The organism is Nocardia testacea NBRC 100365 (genome assembly GCF_000308775.1).
Taxonomy (GTDB): domain Bacteria; phylum Actinomycetota; class Actinomycetes; order Mycobacteriales; family Mycobacteriaceae; genus Nocardia; species Nocardia testacea.
In genome coordinates this window covers 22,861-42,452 of sequence record NZ_BAGJ01000113.1, presented here as the reverse complement: position 1 = coordinate 42,452, position 19,592 = coordinate 22,861, and the positions used below count along the sequence as shown (strand labels likewise).

Sequence of the window (19,592 nt, the reverse complement as noted above, 5' to 3'; positions counted from 1 at the left end):
CGGGTGGTGGTACTCGATCCGCCGCGGGCCGGGCCGGCAAACCCGTGGTGCACGCCGTGGCCGCCGCGGCGCCGGACCGGATCGTGCACATCGGCTGTGATCCGGCGGCGTTCGCCCGGGATCTGCGCCTGTACCTCGATGCCGGCTACGGACTGACGGCGTTGCGCGCCTTCGACGCCTTCCCGGCCACCCACCACGTGGAATGCCTTGCGCTCCTGGAGCGCTGAGCACTCCCGGGCGGCGTCGGGCCGCCCTACTTCAGCTGCCAGGTGGCCCGCAGTGTCGCGGTGATCTCGGTCTCCCCGGATTCGATGGGCACCGGCGCCGGCGCGGACGCGGCGACCATCCGGATTCCGCCGGGTTCGGCGGGCTGCGCCGGCGGCGCGGTGGTGTGTTCGGTGATCTCGAGCACGGGACCCAGTTCGCGGGCGGCGCGGCGGGCGTACTGCCGCGCCTTGTCCAGTGCGTTGTCCCAGGCGGCGTCGCGGGCGCGCGTCAGCAGCCGTTCCCGGTCGGCGAAGGTGTGCCGCAGTCCACCCAGGCGCGCGTCGTCGCCGCCCGCCGCCACGGCATGGGCCACCACCTCCGCCGGCGCCGGTCGCGCGGGATCGGGCCCGGCGGGGAGCGTGACCGTGAGCGTGCTGGTCGCGATATAGCCGATGACCCGCGAAGTACCGTCCTGCCAGGCGGTATCCGAGCGCACCGACAGCATGCCGGTGCCGATATCGGTGCCGGGGACACCGTCTTCGCGCAGCGCGGTCGTCAGTGCCGTCACACTCCGGCCCGCCCGGTCGTAGGCCAGGCCGACGGTGCTCGCGCGACATTCGACGCCGATCGTGAGCACGATCTGATCGGGGGCGGCGCGGACGCTGCCGTAGCCGAATACGGTCACCGTTCCCGCCTGCGGCTGGGTCATCCGGTCTCCTCGCGGTCGGTGTCCGGCGCCCGGCGGTGCGCCGCTGTGGGGGCGCCCGCGGCCGGACGCGGTTCGCGCGGCACCCGTCACTCACCTTAGGCTGGACCGATACGCCGAACCGCGGTTCCGGCCCGGTACGGAGGTGTGTTCGGCTCGCCGCCCGGGTGGTGCAGTCGGCCGCGGCTCCTAGACTGGTCGGATCAACTGCGCTATCCGGAGGGAGCGAATCAGGTGGGAGTGCTTTCCCGGGTCGATACGCCCGAAGACGTGCGTCGGCTCTCGGCACCGCAATTGCGGGAGCTGGCGGCCGAGATCCGCGAATTCCTGGTGCACAAGGTCGCCGTCACCGGCGGGCATCTGGGGCCCAACCTCGGGGTGGTGGAACTCACCCTCGCCCTGCACCGGGTATTCGATTCGCCCGCCGATCCGCTGATCTTCGACACCGGGCACCAGGCCTACGTGCACAAGATCGTGACCGGCCGCAAGGATCGCTTCGACAGCCTGCGGCGCAAGGACGGGTTGTCCGGGTATCCCAGTCGTGCCGAGAGCGAACACGACTGGGTGGAGTCCTCGCACGCCTCGGCGTCGCTGTCCTATGCCGACGGCCTGGCCAAGGCGTTCGCGCTCACCGGCCAGGACCGCCATGTCGTGGCGGTCGTCGGTGACGGGGCCCTGACCGGCGGTATGTGCTGGGAGGCGCTGAACAATATCGCCGCCGCCAAAGACCGTCCGGTCGTGATCGTGGTCAACGACAACGGCCGTTCCTACGCCCCCACCATCGGCGGGCTGGCCGACCGGCTCACGGCACTGCGCACCCAGCCGGTGTACGAGCATATGCTCGACACGGGCCGCCGGTTCCTGAAAAGCATTCCCGGCGTGGGCGATTCCGCGTACTCGATGGTGCACGCGGTGAAGGCCGGGATAAAGGACGCGGTGAGCCCGCAGGAGCTGTTCAGCGATCTCGGTCTCAAATACGTCGGTCCGGTGGACGGCCACGATCTCGTCGCGCTCGAGTCGGCGCTGCGCCACGCCAAGGATTTCGGCGGCCCGGTGGTGGTGCACGCGGTCACCCAGAAGGGGCACGGCTACGAACCGGCCGAGAATCACGTGGCCGATCAGATGCACGCCTGTGGTCCCATCGACCCGCTCACCGGCGAATCCGTGAGCAGCGGCACGGCGGTCAGCTGGACTTCGGTGTTCTCGAAGGAACTCATCGCCCACGCCGAACGCCGCGACGATATCGTCGCGATCACCGCCGCCATGCCGGGGCCCACCGGGCTGGCCGCGTTCGGGGAACGTTTCCCGGAGCGGCTCTTCGATGTCGGTATCGCCGAACAGCACGCGCTGGCCTCGGCGTCGGGTCTCGCGCTGGGCGGGCTGCACCCGGTGGTGGCAATCTACTCGACCTTCCTGAACCGGGCCTTCGATCAGCTGCTGATGGATGTGGCCTTGCTGAAACAGCCGGTCACCCTGGTGCTGGACCGCGCCGGGATCACCGGTGCCGACGGCGCGTCCCACAACGGTATGTGGGACCTGTCGCTGCTCGGCATCGTGCCCGGTATGCGGGTGGCCGCCCCGCGCGACGCCGCGACCCTGGCCGAGGAACTGACCGAGGCGCTGGCAGTCGGTGACGGGCCGACCGCCCTGCGGTTCCCCAAGGACAATGTGGGTGCCGAGATCCGGGCGATCGAGCGGCTCGACGGCGTGGATGTGCTGTGGCTGCCGGATCGGGAGGGCCCGTCGGCGCAGGCCCAGCGCGGCGATGTGCTGTTCGTGGCCGTCGGCGCCCTGATACCGGCCGCGCTACAGGCCGCCGAGTTGCTGGAGGCGGACGGCATCACCGCCACCGTCATCGACCCGCGGTGGGTACTGCCGGTCTCCGATACCGTCGTCAAACTGGCCGAGAACTATCGCCTGGTGGTGACGCTCGAGGACAGCGGCCTGCACGGGGGAATCGGGGCGACCGTCTCGGCGCGGCTACGGGCCGCCGGGCTGGACGTCCCCGCTCGTGATATCGGCATTCCGCAGGAATTCCTGGAGCACGGCAGTATCGCCCAGGTGCGTCAGGAGCTGGGTCTGACCGCGCCCGATATCACCCGCCGCGTCACCGGCTGGCTGGACGCGCCCTAGCCGCGCGCGAGCCGGGGCGGTTCCTCCGGGGCTACCGCGCGGGCGTCGTCAGCTCGGCGGCCGGTCGATGAGGGCGGTGGCCAGAGGCTGCGCGGCGAGTTCGCGCTGCCAGGGCCGGGCGCCGTGGCTCTCGAGGAAATCGTCGACCGCCGCGGTGACCTCATCGGCGGTTTCCGGAGCGCTGCGGTAGTCGGGCAGACCGTCCCAGCACAGCCGGCGCACCAGATCGGGGGACAGCAGATTCTCCACCGGTACCGCCACCCGCTCGGAGATCCGGGTCATCACCGCGCGTGCCCGGGCCAGCCGGGCCGCGGCGGCGGGATCGCGGCGTTCCCAGCGGTTCACCGGCGGCGGCCCGTCATAGGGCTGACTCATCCGGGGTAGTTCCTCGTCCGGCAGGGCGCGCGCGCGTTCCACCGCGCCCAGCCATTCCCGGGAATAGCGGCGCTGGCGCGGGCCGCCGAACACCGGCAACTCCCGCAGCTGCCCGATCGAGGCCGGTTCGGCCTTGGCGGCCGCGATGATGGCGGAATCCGGGAGGATCCGGGAGGGGGCGATATCGCGGCCGCGCGCCAGGGTGTCGCGGGTGGTCCACAGTTCCCGCACGATCGCCAGCTGGCGGGCCCGGCGCAGCGTGTGGATACCGGAGGTGCGTCGCCAGCGGTCCGGTTTCGGCGCGGCCGGTTCGAGCAATCGAATATGTTCGAATTCCTGCGCGGCCCATTCGGTTTTGCCCTGCTCGGCCAGCGAGGCGGCCACGGCCGCACGGAGCTCGATCAGCAGTTCCACATCGAGGGCGGCATAGTTGAGCCAGGCTTCCGGGAGGGGCCGGGTCGACCAGTCCGCGGCCCCGTGCCCCTTGCGCAGCGCCCGGCCGAGCAACTGCTCGACCATGGCCGCCAGACCCACTCTGGGAAATCCGGCCAGCCGCCCGCCCAGTTCGGTATCGAACAGCTGCGCCGGACGCAGTCCCAGCTCGGCCAGACCGGGCAGGTCCTGGTCGGCCGAATGCAGGATCCATTCCAATCCGTTGATCGCCTCGGCCAGTGGGGTGAGCGCGTCGGCGACCGGTATCGGGTCGATGAGTACGGTGCCCGCCCCCGCCCGGCGCAACTGGATCAGGTACGCCCGCGACGAATACCGGAAACCCGAGGCACGTTCGGCGTCCACCGCCAGCGGTCCGGTACCGGCGGCGAGACGCGCGGCGGCCGCCGCGACGGCCTCGGCGGTGCGGCAGACCGGGGGGATGCCCTCGGCCGGGATCAGCAGCGGTTCCGCGGTGGGCTCGGCCGCACCGGAATCGGTGACCTCGTCGTATGGGCCCGGATCGGACGCCGGAGACAGGCCGGTGCCACCATCCGGGTGGTCACCGGACAGGTGTTCGGGCTCCTCTACTACCGGCATAAGGGGCCACTCTACGTGGCCCGGGCCAGGTCCGATATTCAACCACGGTCGGTCTCGCCGGCCGGCGAGGGCCGCAGATCGGTGATGCCCGCCGGCGGCAGACCCGCCGCGTAGGCCAGGACTTCCCCGAACGCTTCCACATGGGGGCGCATCTCGGTGGTCCGGGCCGTCCACGAGGCCCGCAGTTCCAGCTGGTGTGCGCGCGGCGGACCCGCGATATCGCCGTAGCGCACCGAACTGGTGGAGGTCACCGTGCCGCCGAGCGCGGTGAACGGTCCGTCCCGGGACTCCAGGGCGTCCACCAGCCAGCTCCAGGCCACTTCCGGTAGCAGCGGATCGGCGGCCAGCGCGCCGTCGATATCGGCCTGGATATAGGCGACCAGACGGAAGACGCCGTGCCAGGCCTCGTCCCCGCTGGGGTCGTGCAAGAGGATGAGCCGCCCGAAGGCGTCGCCGTCGGAATCGATCGGCACCACGGGGGAGTCCTCGTGGATCACCTCGGCGCCGAGCGCATAGGAATACGGGGCGAGACGCTGTGGCGGACGGATCGGGGACAGCTCGATCCGCGGGTGTACGGATGCGGCGCCCATCGCCGAGACGGCGGCACGAAACGCTGCGGGTTCGTCGCCGGGCCCGTCGTCGGGTGCGCCGTCGCGGATATCGAGCGGTGTCACGGGGAATGACGGTAGACCCGTAGCACCCGGGGCGCGCGGAGGCGCGCCGGGCGACCGTTGTTGCTGCGTGCGCGGGCCCGATCGTGGTAAACACCGCGCAACCCGGCCGGACGGCGTCCGTAGCCGCCGCCCAGGACCGCGGATCGGCGGTCCCGGCGGTGGGGTGCGGCCTTGCGCACCGGGCCCGCCGGGGCCGCATACGATGGCTGGTGATGAGCACATATACGCGCCGCCGGTTGTCCGATGCCCCGTTCCTGGCCGCCGCCACCGGCGCCGCACCGGCTCGGCGGCCGGTGTGGTTCATGCGCCAGGCGGGCCGGTCGCTACCGGAATATCGTGAGGTCCGGGCCGGTATAGGCATGCTGGAGTCGTGTTTCGACCCGGAACTCGTCTGTGAGATCACCATGCAGCCGATCCGCCGGCACGGCGTCGACGCGGCGATCCTGTTCTCCGATATCGTCGTTCCGCTCAAGGCCGCCGGAATCGATCTCGATATCGTGGCCGGCGTCGGTCCGGTGGTGACCGCCCCGGTGCGTACGGCCGCCGATGTCCAGGCGCTGCCCCGGTTGCGGCCCGAGGAAGTGGGCGCGGTCACCGACGGGGTGCGGTTGCTGGTGGAAGAACTCGGGCAGACTCCGCTCATCGGTTTCGCGGGGGCGCCGTTCACCCTGGCGTCCTATCTGGTGGAGGGCGGCCCCAGCAAGAACCACGAGCGCACCAAGGCCATGATGCACGGCGATCCGACGGCCTGGCACGCGCTGCTCGGGGTGCTCACCGATATCACCATCGTGTTCCTGCGGGCCCAGCTCGAGGCCGGGGTCGACGCGGTACAACTGTTCGACTCGTGGGCCGGGGCGCTCTCGCTGGCCGACTACCGCCGCTATGTGCTGCCGCATTCGGAGCGGGTCTTCGCCGAACTCGCCGAGGCCGGGGTGCCCCGCATCCATTTCGGGGTGGGCACCGGGGAACTGCTCGGCGCCATGGGGGAGGCCGGTGCCGATGTGGTCGGCGTCGACTGGCGGCTGCCGCTGACCGAGGCGGTGCGGCGGATCGGTCCCGGAAAAGCGTTGCAGGGCAATCTCGATCCCGCGGTGCTCTTCGCGGGCTGGCCGGTGGTGGAGGCCGAGGCACGCCGGATCGCCGGCGAAGCGGATTCGGCGCTGGCCATGGGCGCCGCGGGCCATATCTTCAACCTGGGGCACGGGGTGCTGCCCGAGACCGACCCGGGTGTGCTCACCGCGCTGGTGGAGCTGGTCCACGAGCTGTGAGGCCGGGCCGGCCGTCGTAGATCCCGGCCGGCGCCGGAGGTTCCGGCACAGCCGGGTGCGGAGGCCGCGCTCTCGCGATGTGCGGGCGGCGGATACGGTCGGGGCATGAGAATCGCGGTGGTCGGTGGGGGGATCAGCGGGCTCGTCGCGGCCTACCGGTTGCGCCGGTTGCTGGGGGAATCGGCCGCGATCACGGTGGCCGACACCCGGGACCGGTTCGGCGGGGTGCTGCGGACCAGCGAGATCGCCGGTGAACCGGTCGATCTGGGCGCGGAGGCGTTCGTCGGCCGGCGGCCCGAGGTACCCGAGCTGCTGAACGAACTGGGTATCGCCGACCAACTGGTACATCCGGCCGGGCTGAGGCCGCTGATCTGGTCGCAGGGGCGGGCCCACCCGCTACCGGAGCGCACGCTGATGGGTATCCCGGCCGATGCCGCGGCCGTCGACGGACTGGTCGATGCCGCGACCGTGGCGTATATCGCCGCCGAGCCCGAGCGCCCCTTCCGCTGGCGGCCCGGCGCCGATATCGATGTCTGCTCGCTGGTGGCCGACCGATTCGGGGAGCAGACCGTCGCGCGGAGTGTCGATCCGCTGCTCGGGGGCGTGTACGCCGGTTCCGCCCGCTCCATCGGGCTGCGTGCGGCGTTGCCCACTCTGGCCGCCGCGCTGGACCGGGGCGCCGGCTCGCTCACCGAGGCGGTATCGGTCGCCCTGCCGCCGCCCTCCGGGGCGCCGGTGTTCGGCGCGCTGCGGGACGGTTACGGCGCGCTGCTGGACGCGCTGGCCGGTCGGACGGCGGCCACCACGGTCCGGGATACCGCCGTCACCGGTCTGTGGCGGATACCGGGGGGCTGGGCGGTGGAACCGCTCGGGGAGTTCGAGGCGGTCGTTCTCGCGACCCCGGCGCCGGTGACGGCCCGGTTGCTGGCCGATATCGCGCCCGCGGCGGCGCGCGCGGCCGCGGGAATCGAACTGTCCTCCTCTGCGCTGGTCGCGCTGGAACTGCCGAAGGAGACCGCGCTGCCGTCGAATTCGGGCGTGTTGGTCGCGACCGGGGAGCCGCTGCGGGCCAAGGCGTTCACCCTGTCCAGCCGGAAATGGGCGCATCTGGCGGCGCGGGAGACGGCTCTGGTGCGGGTCTCGTTCGGCAGGTTCGGTGACGACGCGGTGCTCGGCCTGTCCGATGCCGAACTCATCGACGCCGCCACCGCCGACCTCGCCACCGTGACGGGTGTGCCGATCGCCCCGCGGTCCGCGATCGTGCAGCGCTGGCCCGGTGGTCTCGCCCAGTACGCCCCCGGGCACACCGAACGCGTCGCCGAGATCGAGTCCGTGATGTCCGGTTTCGCCGATCTCGCGGTGACCGGCGCCTATCTGCACGGTGTGGGTGTGCCCGCCTGTGTGGCGGCGGCGACGCGGGCCGCGGCGCGGATCGCCGGCGGGGCGGCTCCGGCCTGACCGCTGCTCATCCGGGGTACGGGGCGCCGGTCGGCCCGGGTCTGGTTCGACCGGCCGCGCCCCCGCGACGATCCGGCGAGTGGCACGATGGGGCCATGGCGCGACTCGATTACCAGTCTCTGAACTCCACCATCCGCTATCTCATGTTCTCCGTGTACCAGGTGCGGCCCGGAGCGCTGGGAGACGACCGCGCGACAGCGCTGAAGGAGGCCCGCGAATTCTTCGACGGGCTCGCCGAGCGCGGTGTCGTGGTGCGTGGCATCTACGATGTGGCCGGTATGCGCGCCGACGCGGATTTCATGGTGTGGAGCCACGCCGAGCGGGTCGAGGACCTGCAGGCCGCCTACGCCGACTTCCGGCGCACCACCGAACTCGGCCGGGCAAGCACGCCGGTCTGGAGCAATGTGGCGCTGCATCGGCCCGCGGAGTTCAACAAGAGTCATATCCCCGCGTTCCTGGCCGGCGAGGAGCCCGGGAACTATATCTGCGTCTACCCGTTCGTCCGGTCCTACGAGTGGTATCTGCTGCCCGACGACGAACGCCGCAAGATGCTCGCCGACCATGGTAAAGAGGCACGGGGTTATCCCGATGTGCGCGCCAACACGGTCGCGTCGTTCGCGCTCGGCGACTACGAGTGGATCCTGGCGTTCGAGGCGCCGGAACTGCACCGGATCGTCGATCTGATGCGCGACCTGCGGGCCACCGAGGCCCGGATGCACGTCCGGGAGGAGACCCCCTTCTACACCGGACCGCGGATCGAACTCGATCAGCTTATCGCCGCACTGCCCTGACCGGAGGTGGCGCGACCGCCCGGCGCAGGCCCCGGAAACGGGGGCACGACCGCCGGGCGGTCGTCATATGACGTACCGCCGGGAAGGAGAACGGCTCACTCCGCCGTGCCGGTCGCGGGTTGCAGGCGCAGCGAGATCGAGTTGATGCAGTAGCGCTTGTCGGTCGGCGTCGGATAGCCCTCACCCTCGAAAACGTGCCCGAGGTGGCTGTGGCAGTTCGCGCACAGCACTTCGACGCGGCGCATACCCAGCGAATTGTCTTCGCGCAGCAGGACCGCATCGGAGTCGGCTGGATCGAAGAAGGACGGCCACCCGCAATGCGACTCGAACTTCTCCGTGCTCCGGAAGAGTTCGGCGCCGCAGGCACGGCAGCTGTACACCCCTTCGGTGGTGGTGTCGGTGTATTCGCCGGTGAACGGTCGCTCGGTCCCGGCTTCACGGAGTACCGCGTACTCCGCGGGGTCCAGCCGGGCCCGCCACTCCTGCGGGCTGAGCTGGATCTTCGGGGCGGGCAGGGAGGTATCGGTCGCGTCCGTTTCGGAACTCATGCCTCCACGCTAATACGTGTGCCGCGGTGCGTCCTCCATCAGCCGCGGACGGCCTGCGTCTCGGCGACGCGCGCATCGGCCGGCTCCCGCTCCACCGGGGTGGGCACCGGCGTGCGGCCGGGCCGGGCCGGTGCCACGAAGTCGTCGGCCCCGGCGTCCCGGGAATCCGGGGCGTCGGCCATCCACGGCGGATCCAGCCGCGGCAATCGGCCGGCGCGCCGGGCGGCCAGATACCGGTCGCCGAGGACACAGAACACCACGACCAGCAGCAGCCCCCAGCCGAAGGTGATCCGCAGGTATTCCAGGTTGCGCCCGATATCGGGCCAGCGGTCCGACAGCCATTTGTCGTAGGACAGGAAACCGAAGACCGCCAGCCAGGCCGGCCAGTTGCGCAGGACGGAATTGCGCAGCACCACCGACATGAGGAAGGGGAACAGCATCATCGAGTAGTACATCTGGCCCAGCGAGGCCAGCAGCCACGAGGCGGTGAGCAGCACACCCGAGGCGGTGGTGACGAAGAACAGTTCGTCCTCGCGGTAGTACCGGTACAGGATCCACAGCGACACGAGGACGAGAACGGCCATCGTGAGCCGGATGGTCCAGGTCAGCCAGGGCGGCAGACCGTAGTACTCCGCATTGCCCGGAATAGCGCTGTTGAAGTAGTCACGGGTTTCGAACAGATACGGCGCGGTCCGGGTGAAGAAACGCTCCGGGTCCCGCGACAGCGGCCAGGCGACGGCGGTCAGCGCGATCGGCACGGTCACCGCGGTGGCGACGAGTGCCCACTGTTTCCGGACCACGGCGATCAGCAGCAGCGGCGCCAGGGTCGGTTTGACGGCCATACTCAGGCCCAGCACCACACCTGCCCAGACGTCTCGTCTTCGCAACAGCAGGATCAGGAACAGCATCTCCGCCAGCAGCAGGCATCCGTTGACGTTGGTGAACACCAGCGTGTTGATCACCGTCTCGGACAAGAACATCGCCAGCAGCAGGACCGGGGCGGCGATGGAGCGCAGCGTGTAGTTGAACAGCCGCAGCAGCAGATACCAGGCGATCAGGATGGCGACAGCGTTGAGCAGGATGAACAGCCAGCGCGACTTCTCGTAGTCGATCACCGCGATGGGCGCGATCAACAGGGTGCCGCTGGGCGGATACAGGTAGTGCGGGTCGACCGAATCGAAATTCGCCGTATAGACCTCACGCCCGTTGAGGAAATCCAGCGAGGCCTGATAGACCGGCTTGTAGTCATCGGTCACGAAACCGTTGACAGCCTTGATGAACACCCGGTTCAGCACGGTCATGACCGCCAGCGGCCAGAGCGCGAACCGGATCACGTCGGCGGTTGTTCGAGCAGTGCGGGGCTCGAGCTGTCGAAGGAACACCACGGCACGGTACACCGGGCGGTGCCGGGGTGTTGCCGGGGCCCACCTTCGACGCGCCGGTCAGGAGCCCCTCGGGCCCTGCCCGGGGCGCCTTCGCGCGGTACCGGTCAGGCGGGGCAGGCGGTGCCGTCGCCGGGCAGCCGGCCGTCCTTCAGATACTCCACGAGCGCGGTCTGCGCGCAGCCGGAGTGCGCGCTCACCGGATGACCCCACCCCTGCCAGGTCATGGTCGAGGTGCGGGCGCCCGCGGCGCCGAGGGCGCCGGTCACCGAGGCCTGGGCGGTGCCGGTCACCGGATCGGCCACACCGGTGAACACCAGCACCGGAAGCTCGAGTTTCTCCAGCGCCGCCGGCGCCTCGGTCACCGGCCACGCCGAGCAGGCCAGCATGGACAACGCGGTCGCCCTGCCGAACGCCGGATACTTCTGCGCCCAGATACCGCCGAGGTCGGTGACCTGGGGCGCGGGCGGGGTCTGCGGCATATCGGTGCAGCCGTTGACGAACTGGCCGTCGGTCGCGGTGGCGGCCTCCTGCTGATCGATCAGCGCCTTCAGCCCGCCCAGATCGCCGCGCCCGGCCGCGGACAGGGCGTCGGCGAGGGCGCCGACCCGGCCGGTCTGGTCCGCGCGGGGGCTGCCGAGGAAGCCGGTGACAGCCGTGCGCACCGCGTTTGCCGAGATGTCGCCGAGCTGCCCGTCGGCCGCTTTCTGCACCAGCGCGGTGACCGCGGCGCGCGGATCGGGTCCGAGCGAACACGCGATACCGGCGCACTGCTGGGCGAACGCCGACAGCGCCGCCTCCGCGCCCTGGACCGCGGTCTCGGTCCGGGTGACGGTGTCCACGCCCACCGGTGTGGGGGAGTCGAGGACGAGCCGGGCCAGCCGGTCACCGTACTTGCGGGCGTACTCCAGCCCCACCAGCGCGCCGCTGCCGGTTCCAAGCACGGCGATGTGGTCGACGTTCCACTCGCGGCGCAGCTGCTCGATATCGTCGGCGGCGTGCGCGGCGTCGAAGGTGCCGTCGTAGGGCTGGAGGAAGTCCCGGCAGGAAATGGTCCCGTTGCGGGACAGGTCCGACATCCCGGTCACCGCGTCACCACCGGGGGTGAACTGGGCGTTGTCCTGCAGGCCGCTCCGGATATCGGCGGGCAGGCAGTCGATCGCCTGGGAGGTGCCGATACCGCGGCGGTCCACCGCGACCAGGGGGTGCGCGGCGAGCAGGGCGCTCGCCGGGCCGCTGGCCAACCCCGCGAGGGTGGCGCCGGAGGAGCGGTCCACTCCGGAGGTCAGCACCAGGGGTGCGGCGTCGGGCGGGGTCTGCGGCAGCCGGGCGCGCACCGCGCCGGCGCGGAAATTGCCCAGCACCGAGCCCGCGCTGTCGATCGGGGTGGAGAAATCGGCGCACTCCAGTACGAGTCCGGCAGGTCCCGGGCCCATCCCGGTCTGGTCGAACGTCTCCCGGGTGCACTCCCGCCACGGGAGGTCCTTCTTCGGGACCTCGGCGGCGGGCGGCGGCGGGACCTGGGCGGAGGTGGTGGAATCGCCTGGCACAGGCGGACGTTCGACGGCGACGTGCGGGCGGTCCGACGGTCCGGCCCCGCATCCGGCGATCATGATCAAGAGTGCCGAGGCCGGCACCACTGCCCGAGTCCAGCGCATGCGCTATACCCTGCCAGGTCCGGCTCGGATCCGCCCGAGCGGGACGCCCCGGGCCCGGCCGTACCCGCTCGGCACCCGGCTTTCAGGCGCGCACCCAGCGGGTGAGCACGGTCCCGTCGGGGTCCAGCAGCAGATGCGCCGGTGTCATCCGCATCCCGAATTCCTCGTGCGATACCGAGATCCGGCGCGCCGCACCGCCGACCAGCAGGGGCGCGGTGGTGAGGCAGAGTTCGTCCACCGCCCCCGCGCCGGTCAGCGAGCCGAACAGCTGCGGTCCGCCCTCGCACAGCACCCGCCGCAACCCACGCGCGGCGAGCGCCTCCGGAACCGCCTGCGGTGCGATCACCTCGTCGCCGACCTCGATCACCTCGGCACCCGCGTCGACGAGCGCCCGGATCCGCTGCGCGGGCGCCGCCGCGGTGGTGAGGATCAGCGTGGGAGTCCGGGCGGTGGTGATCACCCGATGGTCCGGATCCAGCGCGGCGGAAGCGGTCACGATCGCGATCGGCGGCGGGTCGCCCGCGGCGTGGCCGCCGATGCCCCGGGCGAACAGGTCACGGCGCAGGCCCGGGTCGGTTTGCGCGCCCCCGTAGTTCTCGGCGCGTACGGTGCCCGCCCCGACCAGCACGACGTCGCACAGTTCGCGCAACAGATGGAACACCCGTTTGTCCGCCGGTGTGCCCAGCGCACCCGATACGCCGCCGGGTCCGGTGACCGCGCCGTCGATACTGGAGACGAAATTGACCCGCAGCCAATCGTCTTCCGGGCCGCCCGGATAGGCGTACAGATCGGCGAGCGCGTCGTTGTCGAGGTCTGTGAGCTGGATCGCATCGGGGATACGCTGCATACCAACAGCTCATACCACGTCACTAGGCTACGTCCATGCCAGATCGCCTCGTCGACCGCCGCCCGGAGGTCCCCGCCGACCAGCTGGTCGCCCAGATGGTACCGCCGCCCATGTTCGACGAGGTCGGTTTCGATACCTACATTCCCGATCCGAACGAGCCCAGCCAGGCCGCGGCGGTCGCCTCGGCCCGTGCCTTCGCGGAGAAGGTCACCGGTATCCACAAGGCCGGGCAGAAGAAATCCTTCTTCGGGAAGAAGAAGCCGGCCCAGGGTGCGGGCCTGTACCTGGACGGCGGTTTCGGTGTCGGCAAGACCCACCTGCTGGCCTCGATCTTCCACAGCGCGCCGGCGCCGAAATCCTTCGGCACCTTCGGCGAGCTCACCAACCTGGTGGGCGCCCTGGGATTCGGCAACGCGGTCGAGCGGCTGTCGGCGAACAGCGTGCTGTGCATCGATGAATTCGAGCTGGACGATCCGGGTGACACCATGCTGGTCTCGCGGCTGCTCACCGAACTCTCGGCGAGCGGTGTCTCGGTCGCGGCCACCTCCAATACGCTGCCCGGCCAGCTCGGCGAGGGCCGGTTCGCGGCGCAGGACTTCCTGCGCGAGATCAAGAAGCTCGGCTCGATCTTCGACACGGTGCGGGTGGACGGCCCCGACTACCGGCACCGTGATCTGCCGCCGGCGCCCGAACCCGGCAGCGAGGCGCAGTTGATCGAACGGGCGGCGGCCGTCCCCGGCGCGACGCTCGACGATTTCGACGCCCTGCTGCGCCATCTGAGCACCCTGCACCCCTCGAAGTTCGGCGCTCTGATCGCCGGTGTGTCCGCGGTGTTCGTCTCCGGCGTGCACCCGGTCAACGACCAGGCGGTGGCCCTGCGCCTGGTGGTGCTGGCCGACCGGCTCTACGACGCGGGTACTCCGGTGACCGTCTCGGGCGCGAAACTCGACGAGATCTTCTCCCGGGAGATGCTCGAAGGCGGCTATCGCAAGAAGTACCTCCGGGCGATCTCCCGGCTGCTGGCGCTGTCGCGGTTCGAGGTCCCGGCCTGAGCGCGGCCCGGCGGTAGCCGGGCCGTTCCCGGCCGCCGGGCCACGATCCGCGCGGCGTACCGCGACGCGCCGTTTTCGGGTTGACCCGGGACTGCGGGGTTGGTTTGCTGAGTCCGGCACGCCGCGCGGGGGTGCCGGCGAGCACGATGGGAGTCCGCTCATGGTTCATCGTTCGGCGCGCGTACCGGCCGCTGTTCTCACCGGTGCCCTGATCGCGTTCGGCCCGGTCGCGGCGGCGAACATCACCGCGGCGCCGGCGGCCGCCGAGGTGCTCACCGTCGACCGTTCGCTACATCTGACCGGCGCTCCCAATGCCCGCGACCTCGGCGGTTATCGCACCGTGGATGGACGTACGGTGCGCACCGGTATCGCGTTGCGCACCGATCAGCTCAACAATCTCACCCCCGCGGATCTGGCGGAACTGACCCGGCTCGGGGTCCGGGAGGTCGACGATCTGCGCACGGTCTACGAGCGCGCCCTCGGTCCGGACCGGATCCCCGCCGGGGCGCGCGCCAACTGGTACGACATGATCGGCGCCGCCCCGCTGCCGGAACTCGTGTCGACCCTCGCCGGTGGCAGCGACCTGTACCGGGCATTCATCACCGCCCCGGGCGCGAACCACGCGGTGGCCGGGGTGCTGCGCGATATCGCGACATCCGGGCAGGGCCCCGAGGCCGGCGCGGTGCTCTTCCACTGCACCGCCGGTAAGGACCGGACCGGCTGGACCGCCGCGGTACTGCTCACGCTGCTCGGGGTGGACCGGGCCACGGTCACCGAGGACTATCTGCTGTCCAACCACTACCGCGGCGCCGCGGCCGGTGATCCGGTGGGCGGGGTCCAGCGCGAGTGGCTCGACGCCGCCTTCGATCAGGTCGCGGTGAGCTACGGCGGCTTCGAGCGCTATGTGAGCGAGGGCCTGGGTCTGAGCTCCGCGGAGATCGAGGCCCTGAAACTGCGCATGCTGGACTGAGACCGCGAGCGGGGGCAACGGTCAGAGCTCGAGTCGCAGCACGTGGTCGTGGTGTACCTGGCGCCCGACGGTGAAAGTCCGGGTACCCACCTGCTCGAAGCCGTACTTGGCGTAGAAGCGTTGCGCCCGCAGGTTCTCCTGGTTCACACCGAGCCAGACACCGGCGTAATCGGCGCCGCGGGCCTGTTCGAGGGCCGCGTGCATGAGCGCGCTCGACACTCCGGTGCCGTGATGGCCCGGCAGCACGTACATCTTGCTGATCTCCAGCACCGGATCCAGCGCTACCGCCGCCGCCACCGCGGGATCGGACGGTGGCCCGCTGTGCAGGATGGCGTAGCCGACGATCTCGTCGTCGGCGACCGCTTTGAGGACCGTGCGCGCCGGATCGGACAGGTATTCGCCGAACCTTTCACCGGAGAGCACCTCCGCCAGGAACACCTCGATATCTTCCATGGCCGAGCCCGGCGGGCAGGCCAGCGGGAAGGTCGCGGCGGCGACATCGCTGAGCGCCTCCGCGTCCCACAGTCCGGCCCGGTCCACGGTGACAGTGGTCATATTCCAATGAGACCACAGCGATCCGGTTCCCGGCGTCTCCGCTGGTCCGGCGGGCGCGGGCCGACCGCGCGGGGAGTCGGACCGGGTCTCCGGCGGAACTCCGGCGACCTGCGGCGATGGGCGTAATGGAGCCTTCAGCTTTGCTGCCGGACACATCCGACGTAATCTCTCGCCCATGAGGAGCGGGAACCGCATCGCGATCGTCGGTGCGGGTATCGCGGGTCTGGTCTGCGCGAAGGTCCTGAGTGAGGATGGGTTCGCGGTCGAGGTTTTCGACCGAGCCCCCGATATCGGCGGCGTGTGGAGCGAGACTCGCCGTTACCCGGGCTTACGCGCGCAGAGCAGCAAGAACACCTACCACTTCTCCGACCATCCGATGCCCGCCGACTATCCGCGGGTGCTCGACGGAGCCCGGATGCAGGAGTACCTGGCGAGCTACGTGCGCGCCTTCGGGCTGACCGATCGCCTCCGGCTGCGCACCGAAGTGGTCGCGGCCGATCCGGTCGACGGCGGCTGGCTGCTCGAGATCCGCGATCTCGACGGTGTGCACCGCACCTCCTGCGATCATCTCGTCATCGCCAACGGTGTGTTCAGCGAACCGCAGCTCCCGGATTTCGCGGGAATGACCGAATTCGGGCGTGCCGGAGGCCAACTGGGCCACAGCACCCAGTTTCTGGACGTGGACGCGGTCCGCGACCGTTCGGTCGTGGTGGTCGGCTACGGTGCCGCGGCCTGCGATCTGGCCACCGAGATCAGCCGGGTGGCCGCCGAGACCACCGTGGTGGCGCGCAGGCTGCTGTGGAAGATGCCGCGCCGGCTGGCCCCCGGGCTGGACGCCGAGCGGGTGCTGCTCACCCGCACCGGCGCCGCCCATTTCCGGCATCCCGAGCCCGGCCGGTTCGAGCGTCTGCTGCGCGGCCCGGGTCGTTCCTTCCGTGAGAGCAACCTCGATCTCGTCGAAGCGCTGGTGGCCCAGCGGTCCCGGGCCGCGGAGCTGGGGTTGGTGCCGCCGGTACGGTTCGAACAGGCGCACGAGGCCGCGTTCGGCCTGGTCGCAGATGATTTCGCCGACCAGGTCGCGGCCGGCCGGATCACCGTCTGCGGCGGGACCGAGGTCGCCGCGCTGGGCGGCGGCCAGGCCGGGCCCTATGCCGAACTGTCCGACGGTCGGCTGGTCCGCGCGGATATCGTCGTCTGCGCCACCGGTTTCCAGCAGCGGGTCCCGTTCCTGACCCCGTACGTGCAGCGCCAGCTCACCGACGATCACGGTAACTTCCGGCTGTATCGGCAGATCCTGCCGTTGGAGGTCCCGCATCTGACCTTCGCCGGTTACAACTCGTCGCTGCTGAGCGCGGTGGGTGCGGAGGTCGGCGCGCACTGGACCTCGGCCCTGCTCACCCGGAGCCTGTCCTTGCCGCCCGCAGAGACCATGAGCGAGCGGATCGAGGCCCGCCTGCGCTGGATGCACGAGTACACCGACGGTCATCACGCGCACGGCGCCTCGGTGACGCCCTACGCCCTGCGCGATATCGATGAACTGCTCGCCGACCTCGGGGTGACATTGCCCCTCGCGGCCCGCGCCGCGCAATGGGTGCGCCCCGCCCGGCCCGGCGACTACAAGGTGTTGTCCCGCCGGAAACGGGGGTCCGCGGGCCGGCCGCTCGGTTCGGCCCCCTACGACGCGCCCACGCCGCAGCCACAGCCGCAGCTCCAGTCGGCGCAGCCCCGGCCGGCGTCGCCACCGACCGGTGCGACCGAACCGATCCACACCGCTCCCGCCCGCCCCGATCCGTCCGCCGCCCGCCCGGTGGCCTCCGAGTCCCCGACTGTGCAGCTGCCCGAGTCGGCGCTGCCCGGCGCCGACGAGCGGACCAGGATTCTCGCGATGCCCGCCGCCCGCCCGGCCGGTCCGGACTCGCAGTCGGCGCCCGGAAAATCTCCGCAGCCTGTGCCCGCATCCCCGCCCGCGCCGGTGAACACCCGGCGGCCGGTGGACGCCCCGCAGCCGCCGAATACACCGCAGCCGCCGAATACACCGCCGCTGGAGAACGCGGCGACGCCACCCGACGGGCAACCCGCGAACACGCCTCCCGCGGCGCCGCAGCAGTCGGCCGGGGATATCGCACGGGACGCGGCGCGACGGGCCGCTGCCGAGAAACGCGCTGCCGGTATCGCCGCACGATCGAACAGCCCCACGGTCCGCCTCGATATGCGTGCGGCCCAGGCCCAGGCCCAGGCCCAGGCCCAGGCCCAGGCCCAGGCCCAGGCTGCGGCTGCGGCTGCGGCTGCGGCTGCGGCTGCGGCGGCCGCCGACACCTCCGCGCCACCGGTAGGCGAGCCGGAAACGCCCGCCGGTGCTCCGGCGGACGCGCAATCCGCGGCCACCGCCGATTCCGCCACGGGGCAGGGCGCGGTGCCCGAGACGGCCACCCCGCCATCGGAAAGCGCCGAACCGGCCCCGCCAACCGGAACCGCGGAAGCGAGGTCGGTTGCCACCGACCCGGCGCCGGCCGGTGCCACGGAGTCGGTGCCCGCCACCGATCCGGCTCCCGGGCCCGCCGATCCGGTGTCCACCGGGAAGGCCGATCAGGCTCCGGCTTCCGGTCTCCCGGACCCGGCGTCCGCGGGGAGGACCGATCAGGCTCCGGCTTCCGGTCTCCCGGACCCGGCGTCCGCTGGAGGGACCGATCGGGCTCCGGTGCCTGCGCCCGCCGACCCGGCGGCCGCTGAGCACGCCGGCGGGATGCCGGCTACCGGAGCCACCGGTTCGGCATCCGCGGCCGGATCGGAGACGCCGGTATCGGCGACCGCCGGCTCGGTATCGGCGTCCCCCGAACCCGAGGCACAGGCCAGCGGCGCATCCTCGCGAACCTGATCCGGCCGTGCCGGATCTGGATCTGAACCTGCTGGTGGCCCTGCACGCCCTGTTGGAGACCAACAGCGTGACGCAGGCCGCCGAACGGCTCAACACCTCCCCACCGGCGGTGAGCCGTACTCTGGCGCGGTTGCGCCGGGTCTACGACGACCCATTGCTGGTCCGGGCCGGGCGCCGACTCGTCCCGACCCCGCGCGCGCTCGAGTTGCGCTTCGAGGTCGGCGCGCTGGTCGAACAGGGACGGGCGCTGCTGGCGAAACCCGATACCGTCGACCCGACCGCCCTGGTCCGCGAGTTCGCGCTCTACGTCGACGACGCGGTGCTGCCCGAACTCGCCGCCCGGCTGCTCACCGAGGTCCGGGCCCGCGCACCCGGTGTGACCCTGCGGTTCGTGCCCGGCGAGACGGCCGGTTCGGCGAGTGCGCTGCGCGACGGCCGGATCGACGCCCAGGTCGGGGTGATCGCGCAGACCGATCCGCAGACCCGCGTGGAACGAGTACGCGGGGATCGGTTGATCGGTGTCGCCGCGCCCGGGCATCCGCTGGTCACCGAGCGGGTGACCGTGGCCGCCTACGCCGCCGCGGCCCATATCAGTGTGTCGGCACGCGGGATCGCCCGCGGCCCCATCGACGACCGGCTCGCCCTGCACGGCCGCACCCGCCGCGTCGTGGCCACTGTCCCCGATCTGACAACGGCGTTGCTGGCGGTGCGTTCCGGTGTCGCGGTGTGCCCGGCCCCCGCGGTCGTGGCGGCGACCGCCCTGCCCGCATTCGGTCTGTGCGCGTTCGAGATCCCGTTGCCGCTTCCGGAAGTGACGATTTCGCTGGCCTGGCATCCGCGCAACACCCCCGACCCCGCGCACGCGTGGTTGCGCACCCTGGTGCGTTCGGCCCTGGCCGCCGCCGATCCGGTGACCGGGACACCGCCGGGGGTGAGAGTCGAGTGGGTCCCATCTGGGTAACTGCTGTGCAGAAACCTGGCGTCGACCGGCCTCTGTGGAGCACCCTGGAATACGTCGGTGTGGTGTCGGGCCGACATGGTGGGACGGGTTAGATGGGTGGTCG

Annotated in this window: 16 protein-coding genes and 1 pseudogene; 9 read left to right on the top strand and 8 right to left on the bottom strand. The window is 71.2% G+C overall.

Going from position 1 to position 19,592, the window contains the following annotated elements; all coding sequences use genetic code 11:
* Nucleotides 1–227, top strand: a pseudogene (locus ON38_RS16395) (class I SAM-dependent RNA methyltransferase); the annotation flags it as partial.
* A gap of 26 nt (nucleotides 228–253) precedes the next feature.
* Here ON38_RS16395 and ON38_RS16390 read toward each other — a convergent pair.
* On the bottom strand, nucleotides 254–916 hold the full coding sequence (locus tag ON38_RS16390; protein ID WP_039825669.1) for an SIMPL domain-containing protein: 663 nt from the start codon (nucleotides 914–916) through the stop codon (nucleotides 254–256).
* Between the two features lie 231 nt (nucleotides 917–1,147).
* On the opposite strand from ON38_RS16390, the gene dxs reads away from it, so the two are divergent.
* Nucleotides 1,148–3,046 (top strand): 1-deoxy-D-xylulose-5-phosphate synthase, encoded by a 1,899-nt coding sequence (gene dxs / locus ON38_RS16385; protein ID WP_039825681.1) that lies wholly within the window; start codon nucleotides 1,148–1,150, stop codon nucleotides 3,044–3,046.
* Between the two features lie 48 nt (nucleotides 3,047–3,094).
* Here the strand turns inward: dxs and ON38_RS16380 are convergent, their stop codons facing one another.
* Both ON38_RS16380 and ON38_RS16375 read right to left on the bottom strand, forming a co-directional pair.
* A complete protein-coding gene (locus ON38_RS16380; RefSeq protein ID WP_083872725.1) occupies nucleotides 3,095–4,450 on the bottom strand; it encodes a ribonuclease D in 1,356 nt (451 codons plus the stop codon).
* A 38-nt stretch (nucleotides 4,451–4,488) separates the two neighbouring features.
* Entirely contained in the window at nucleotides 4,489–5,040 is a 552-nt protein-coding gene (locus ON38_RS16375; protein WP_051164867.1) for a DUF3000 domain-containing protein, read from the bottom strand.
* A 296-nt stretch (nucleotides 5,041–5,336) separates the two neighbouring features.
* Here ON38_RS16375 and hemE point away from each other — a divergent pair, with 296 nt between their 5' ends.
* From hemE to hemQ, 3 genes are all read left to right on the top strand, one after another.
* Entirely contained in the window at nucleotides 5,337–6,392 is a 1,056-nt protein-coding gene (gene hemE, locus ON38_RS16370; protein ID WP_039825667.1) for a uroporphyrinogen decarboxylase, read from the top strand.
* Between the two features lie 105 nt (nucleotides 6,393–6,497).
* A complete protein-coding gene (locus ON38_RS16365) occupies nucleotides 6,498–7,850 on the top strand; it encodes a protoporphyrinogen oxidase (RefSeq protein WP_039825666.1) in 1,353 nt (450 codons plus the stop codon).
* 95 nt (nucleotides 7,851–7,945) lie between these two features.
* The gene (hemQ, locus tag ON38_RS16360; protein ID WP_039825665.1) at nucleotides 7,946–8,641 is read left to right on the top strand and encodes a hydrogen peroxide-dependent heme synthase; all 696 of its coding nucleotides are present in this window, start codon (nucleotides 7,946–7,948) and stop codon (nucleotides 8,639–8,641) included.
* Nucleotides 8,642–8,736: 95 nt separating this feature from the next.
* Here hemQ and msrB read toward each other — a convergent pair whose 3' ends face one another.
* The 4 genes from msrB to ON38_RS16340 form a co-directional block, all read right to left on the bottom strand.
* Nucleotides 8,737–9,189: a peptide-methionine (R)-S-oxide reductase MsrB gene (gene msrB, locus ON38_RS16355; protein ID WP_085995425.1), complete on the bottom strand. Its 453-nt coding sequence runs from the start codon at nucleotides 9,187–9,189 to the stop codon at nucleotides 8,737–8,739.
* Nucleotides 9,190–9,227: 38 nt separating this feature from the next.
* A complete protein-coding gene (locus ON38_RS16350; RefSeq protein WP_245564070.1) occupies nucleotides 9,228–10,571 on the bottom strand; it encodes a glycosyltransferase family 87 protein in 1,344 nt (447 codons plus the stop codon).
* A 107-nt stretch (nucleotides 10,572–10,678) separates the two neighbouring features.
* Nucleotides 10,679–12,229, bottom strand: a complete 1,551-nt coding sequence (locus ON38_RS16345) for an alpha/beta hydrolase (protein ID WP_039825664.1) — start codon at nucleotides 12,227–12,229, stop codon at nucleotides 10,679–10,681.
* An 82-nt stretch (nucleotides 12,230–12,311) separates the two neighbouring features.
* Nucleotides 12,312–13,076 (bottom strand): pyrimidine reductase family protein, encoded by a 765-nt coding sequence (locus tag ON38_RS16340; protein ID WP_039825663.1) that lies wholly within the window; start codon nucleotides 13,074–13,076, stop codon nucleotides 12,312–12,314.
* A gap of 35 nt (nucleotides 13,077–13,111) precedes the next feature.
* On the opposite strand from ON38_RS16340, the gene zapE reads away from it, so the two are divergent.
* Nucleotides 13,112–14,128 carry a cell division protein ZapE gene (zapE, locus tag ON38_RS16335; RefSeq protein WP_039825662.1) on the top strand — a complete coding sequence of 339 codons (1,017 nt, stop codon included), beginning with the start codon at nucleotides 13,112–13,114 and terminating at the stop codon, nucleotides 14,126–14,128.
* A 160-nt stretch (nucleotides 14,129–14,288) separates the two neighbouring features.
* Entirely contained in the window at nucleotides 14,289–15,098 is an 810-nt protein-coding gene (locus ON38_RS16330; protein WP_039825661.1) for a tyrosine-protein phosphatase, read from the top strand.
* 21 nt (nucleotides 15,099–15,119) lie between these two features.
* Here ON38_RS16330 and ON38_RS16325 read toward each other — a convergent pair whose 3' ends face one another.
* Nucleotides 15,120–15,653, bottom strand: coding sequence for a GNAT family N-acetyltransferase (locus ON38_RS16325; protein ID WP_039825660.1), 534 nt, complete (start codon nucleotides 15,651–15,653; stop codon nucleotides 15,120–15,122).
* Between the two features lie 175 nt (nucleotides 15,654–15,828).
* Here ON38_RS16325 and ON38_RS37530 point away from each other — a divergent pair, with 175 nt between their 5' ends.
* A complete protein-coding gene (locus ON38_RS37530; RefSeq protein WP_245564069.1) occupies nucleotides 15,829–18,528 on the top strand; it encodes a flavin-containing monooxygenase in 2,700 nt (899 codons plus the stop codon).
* 7 nt (nucleotides 18,529–18,535) lie between these two features.
* Nucleotides 18,536–19,489 (top strand): LysR family transcriptional regulator, encoded by a 954-nt coding sequence (locus ON38_RS16315; RefSeq protein ID WP_174372424.1) that lies wholly within the window; start codon nucleotides 18,536–18,538, stop codon nucleotides 19,487–19,489.
* The last annotated feature ends 103 nt before the right edge of the window (nucleotides 19,490–19,592 follow it).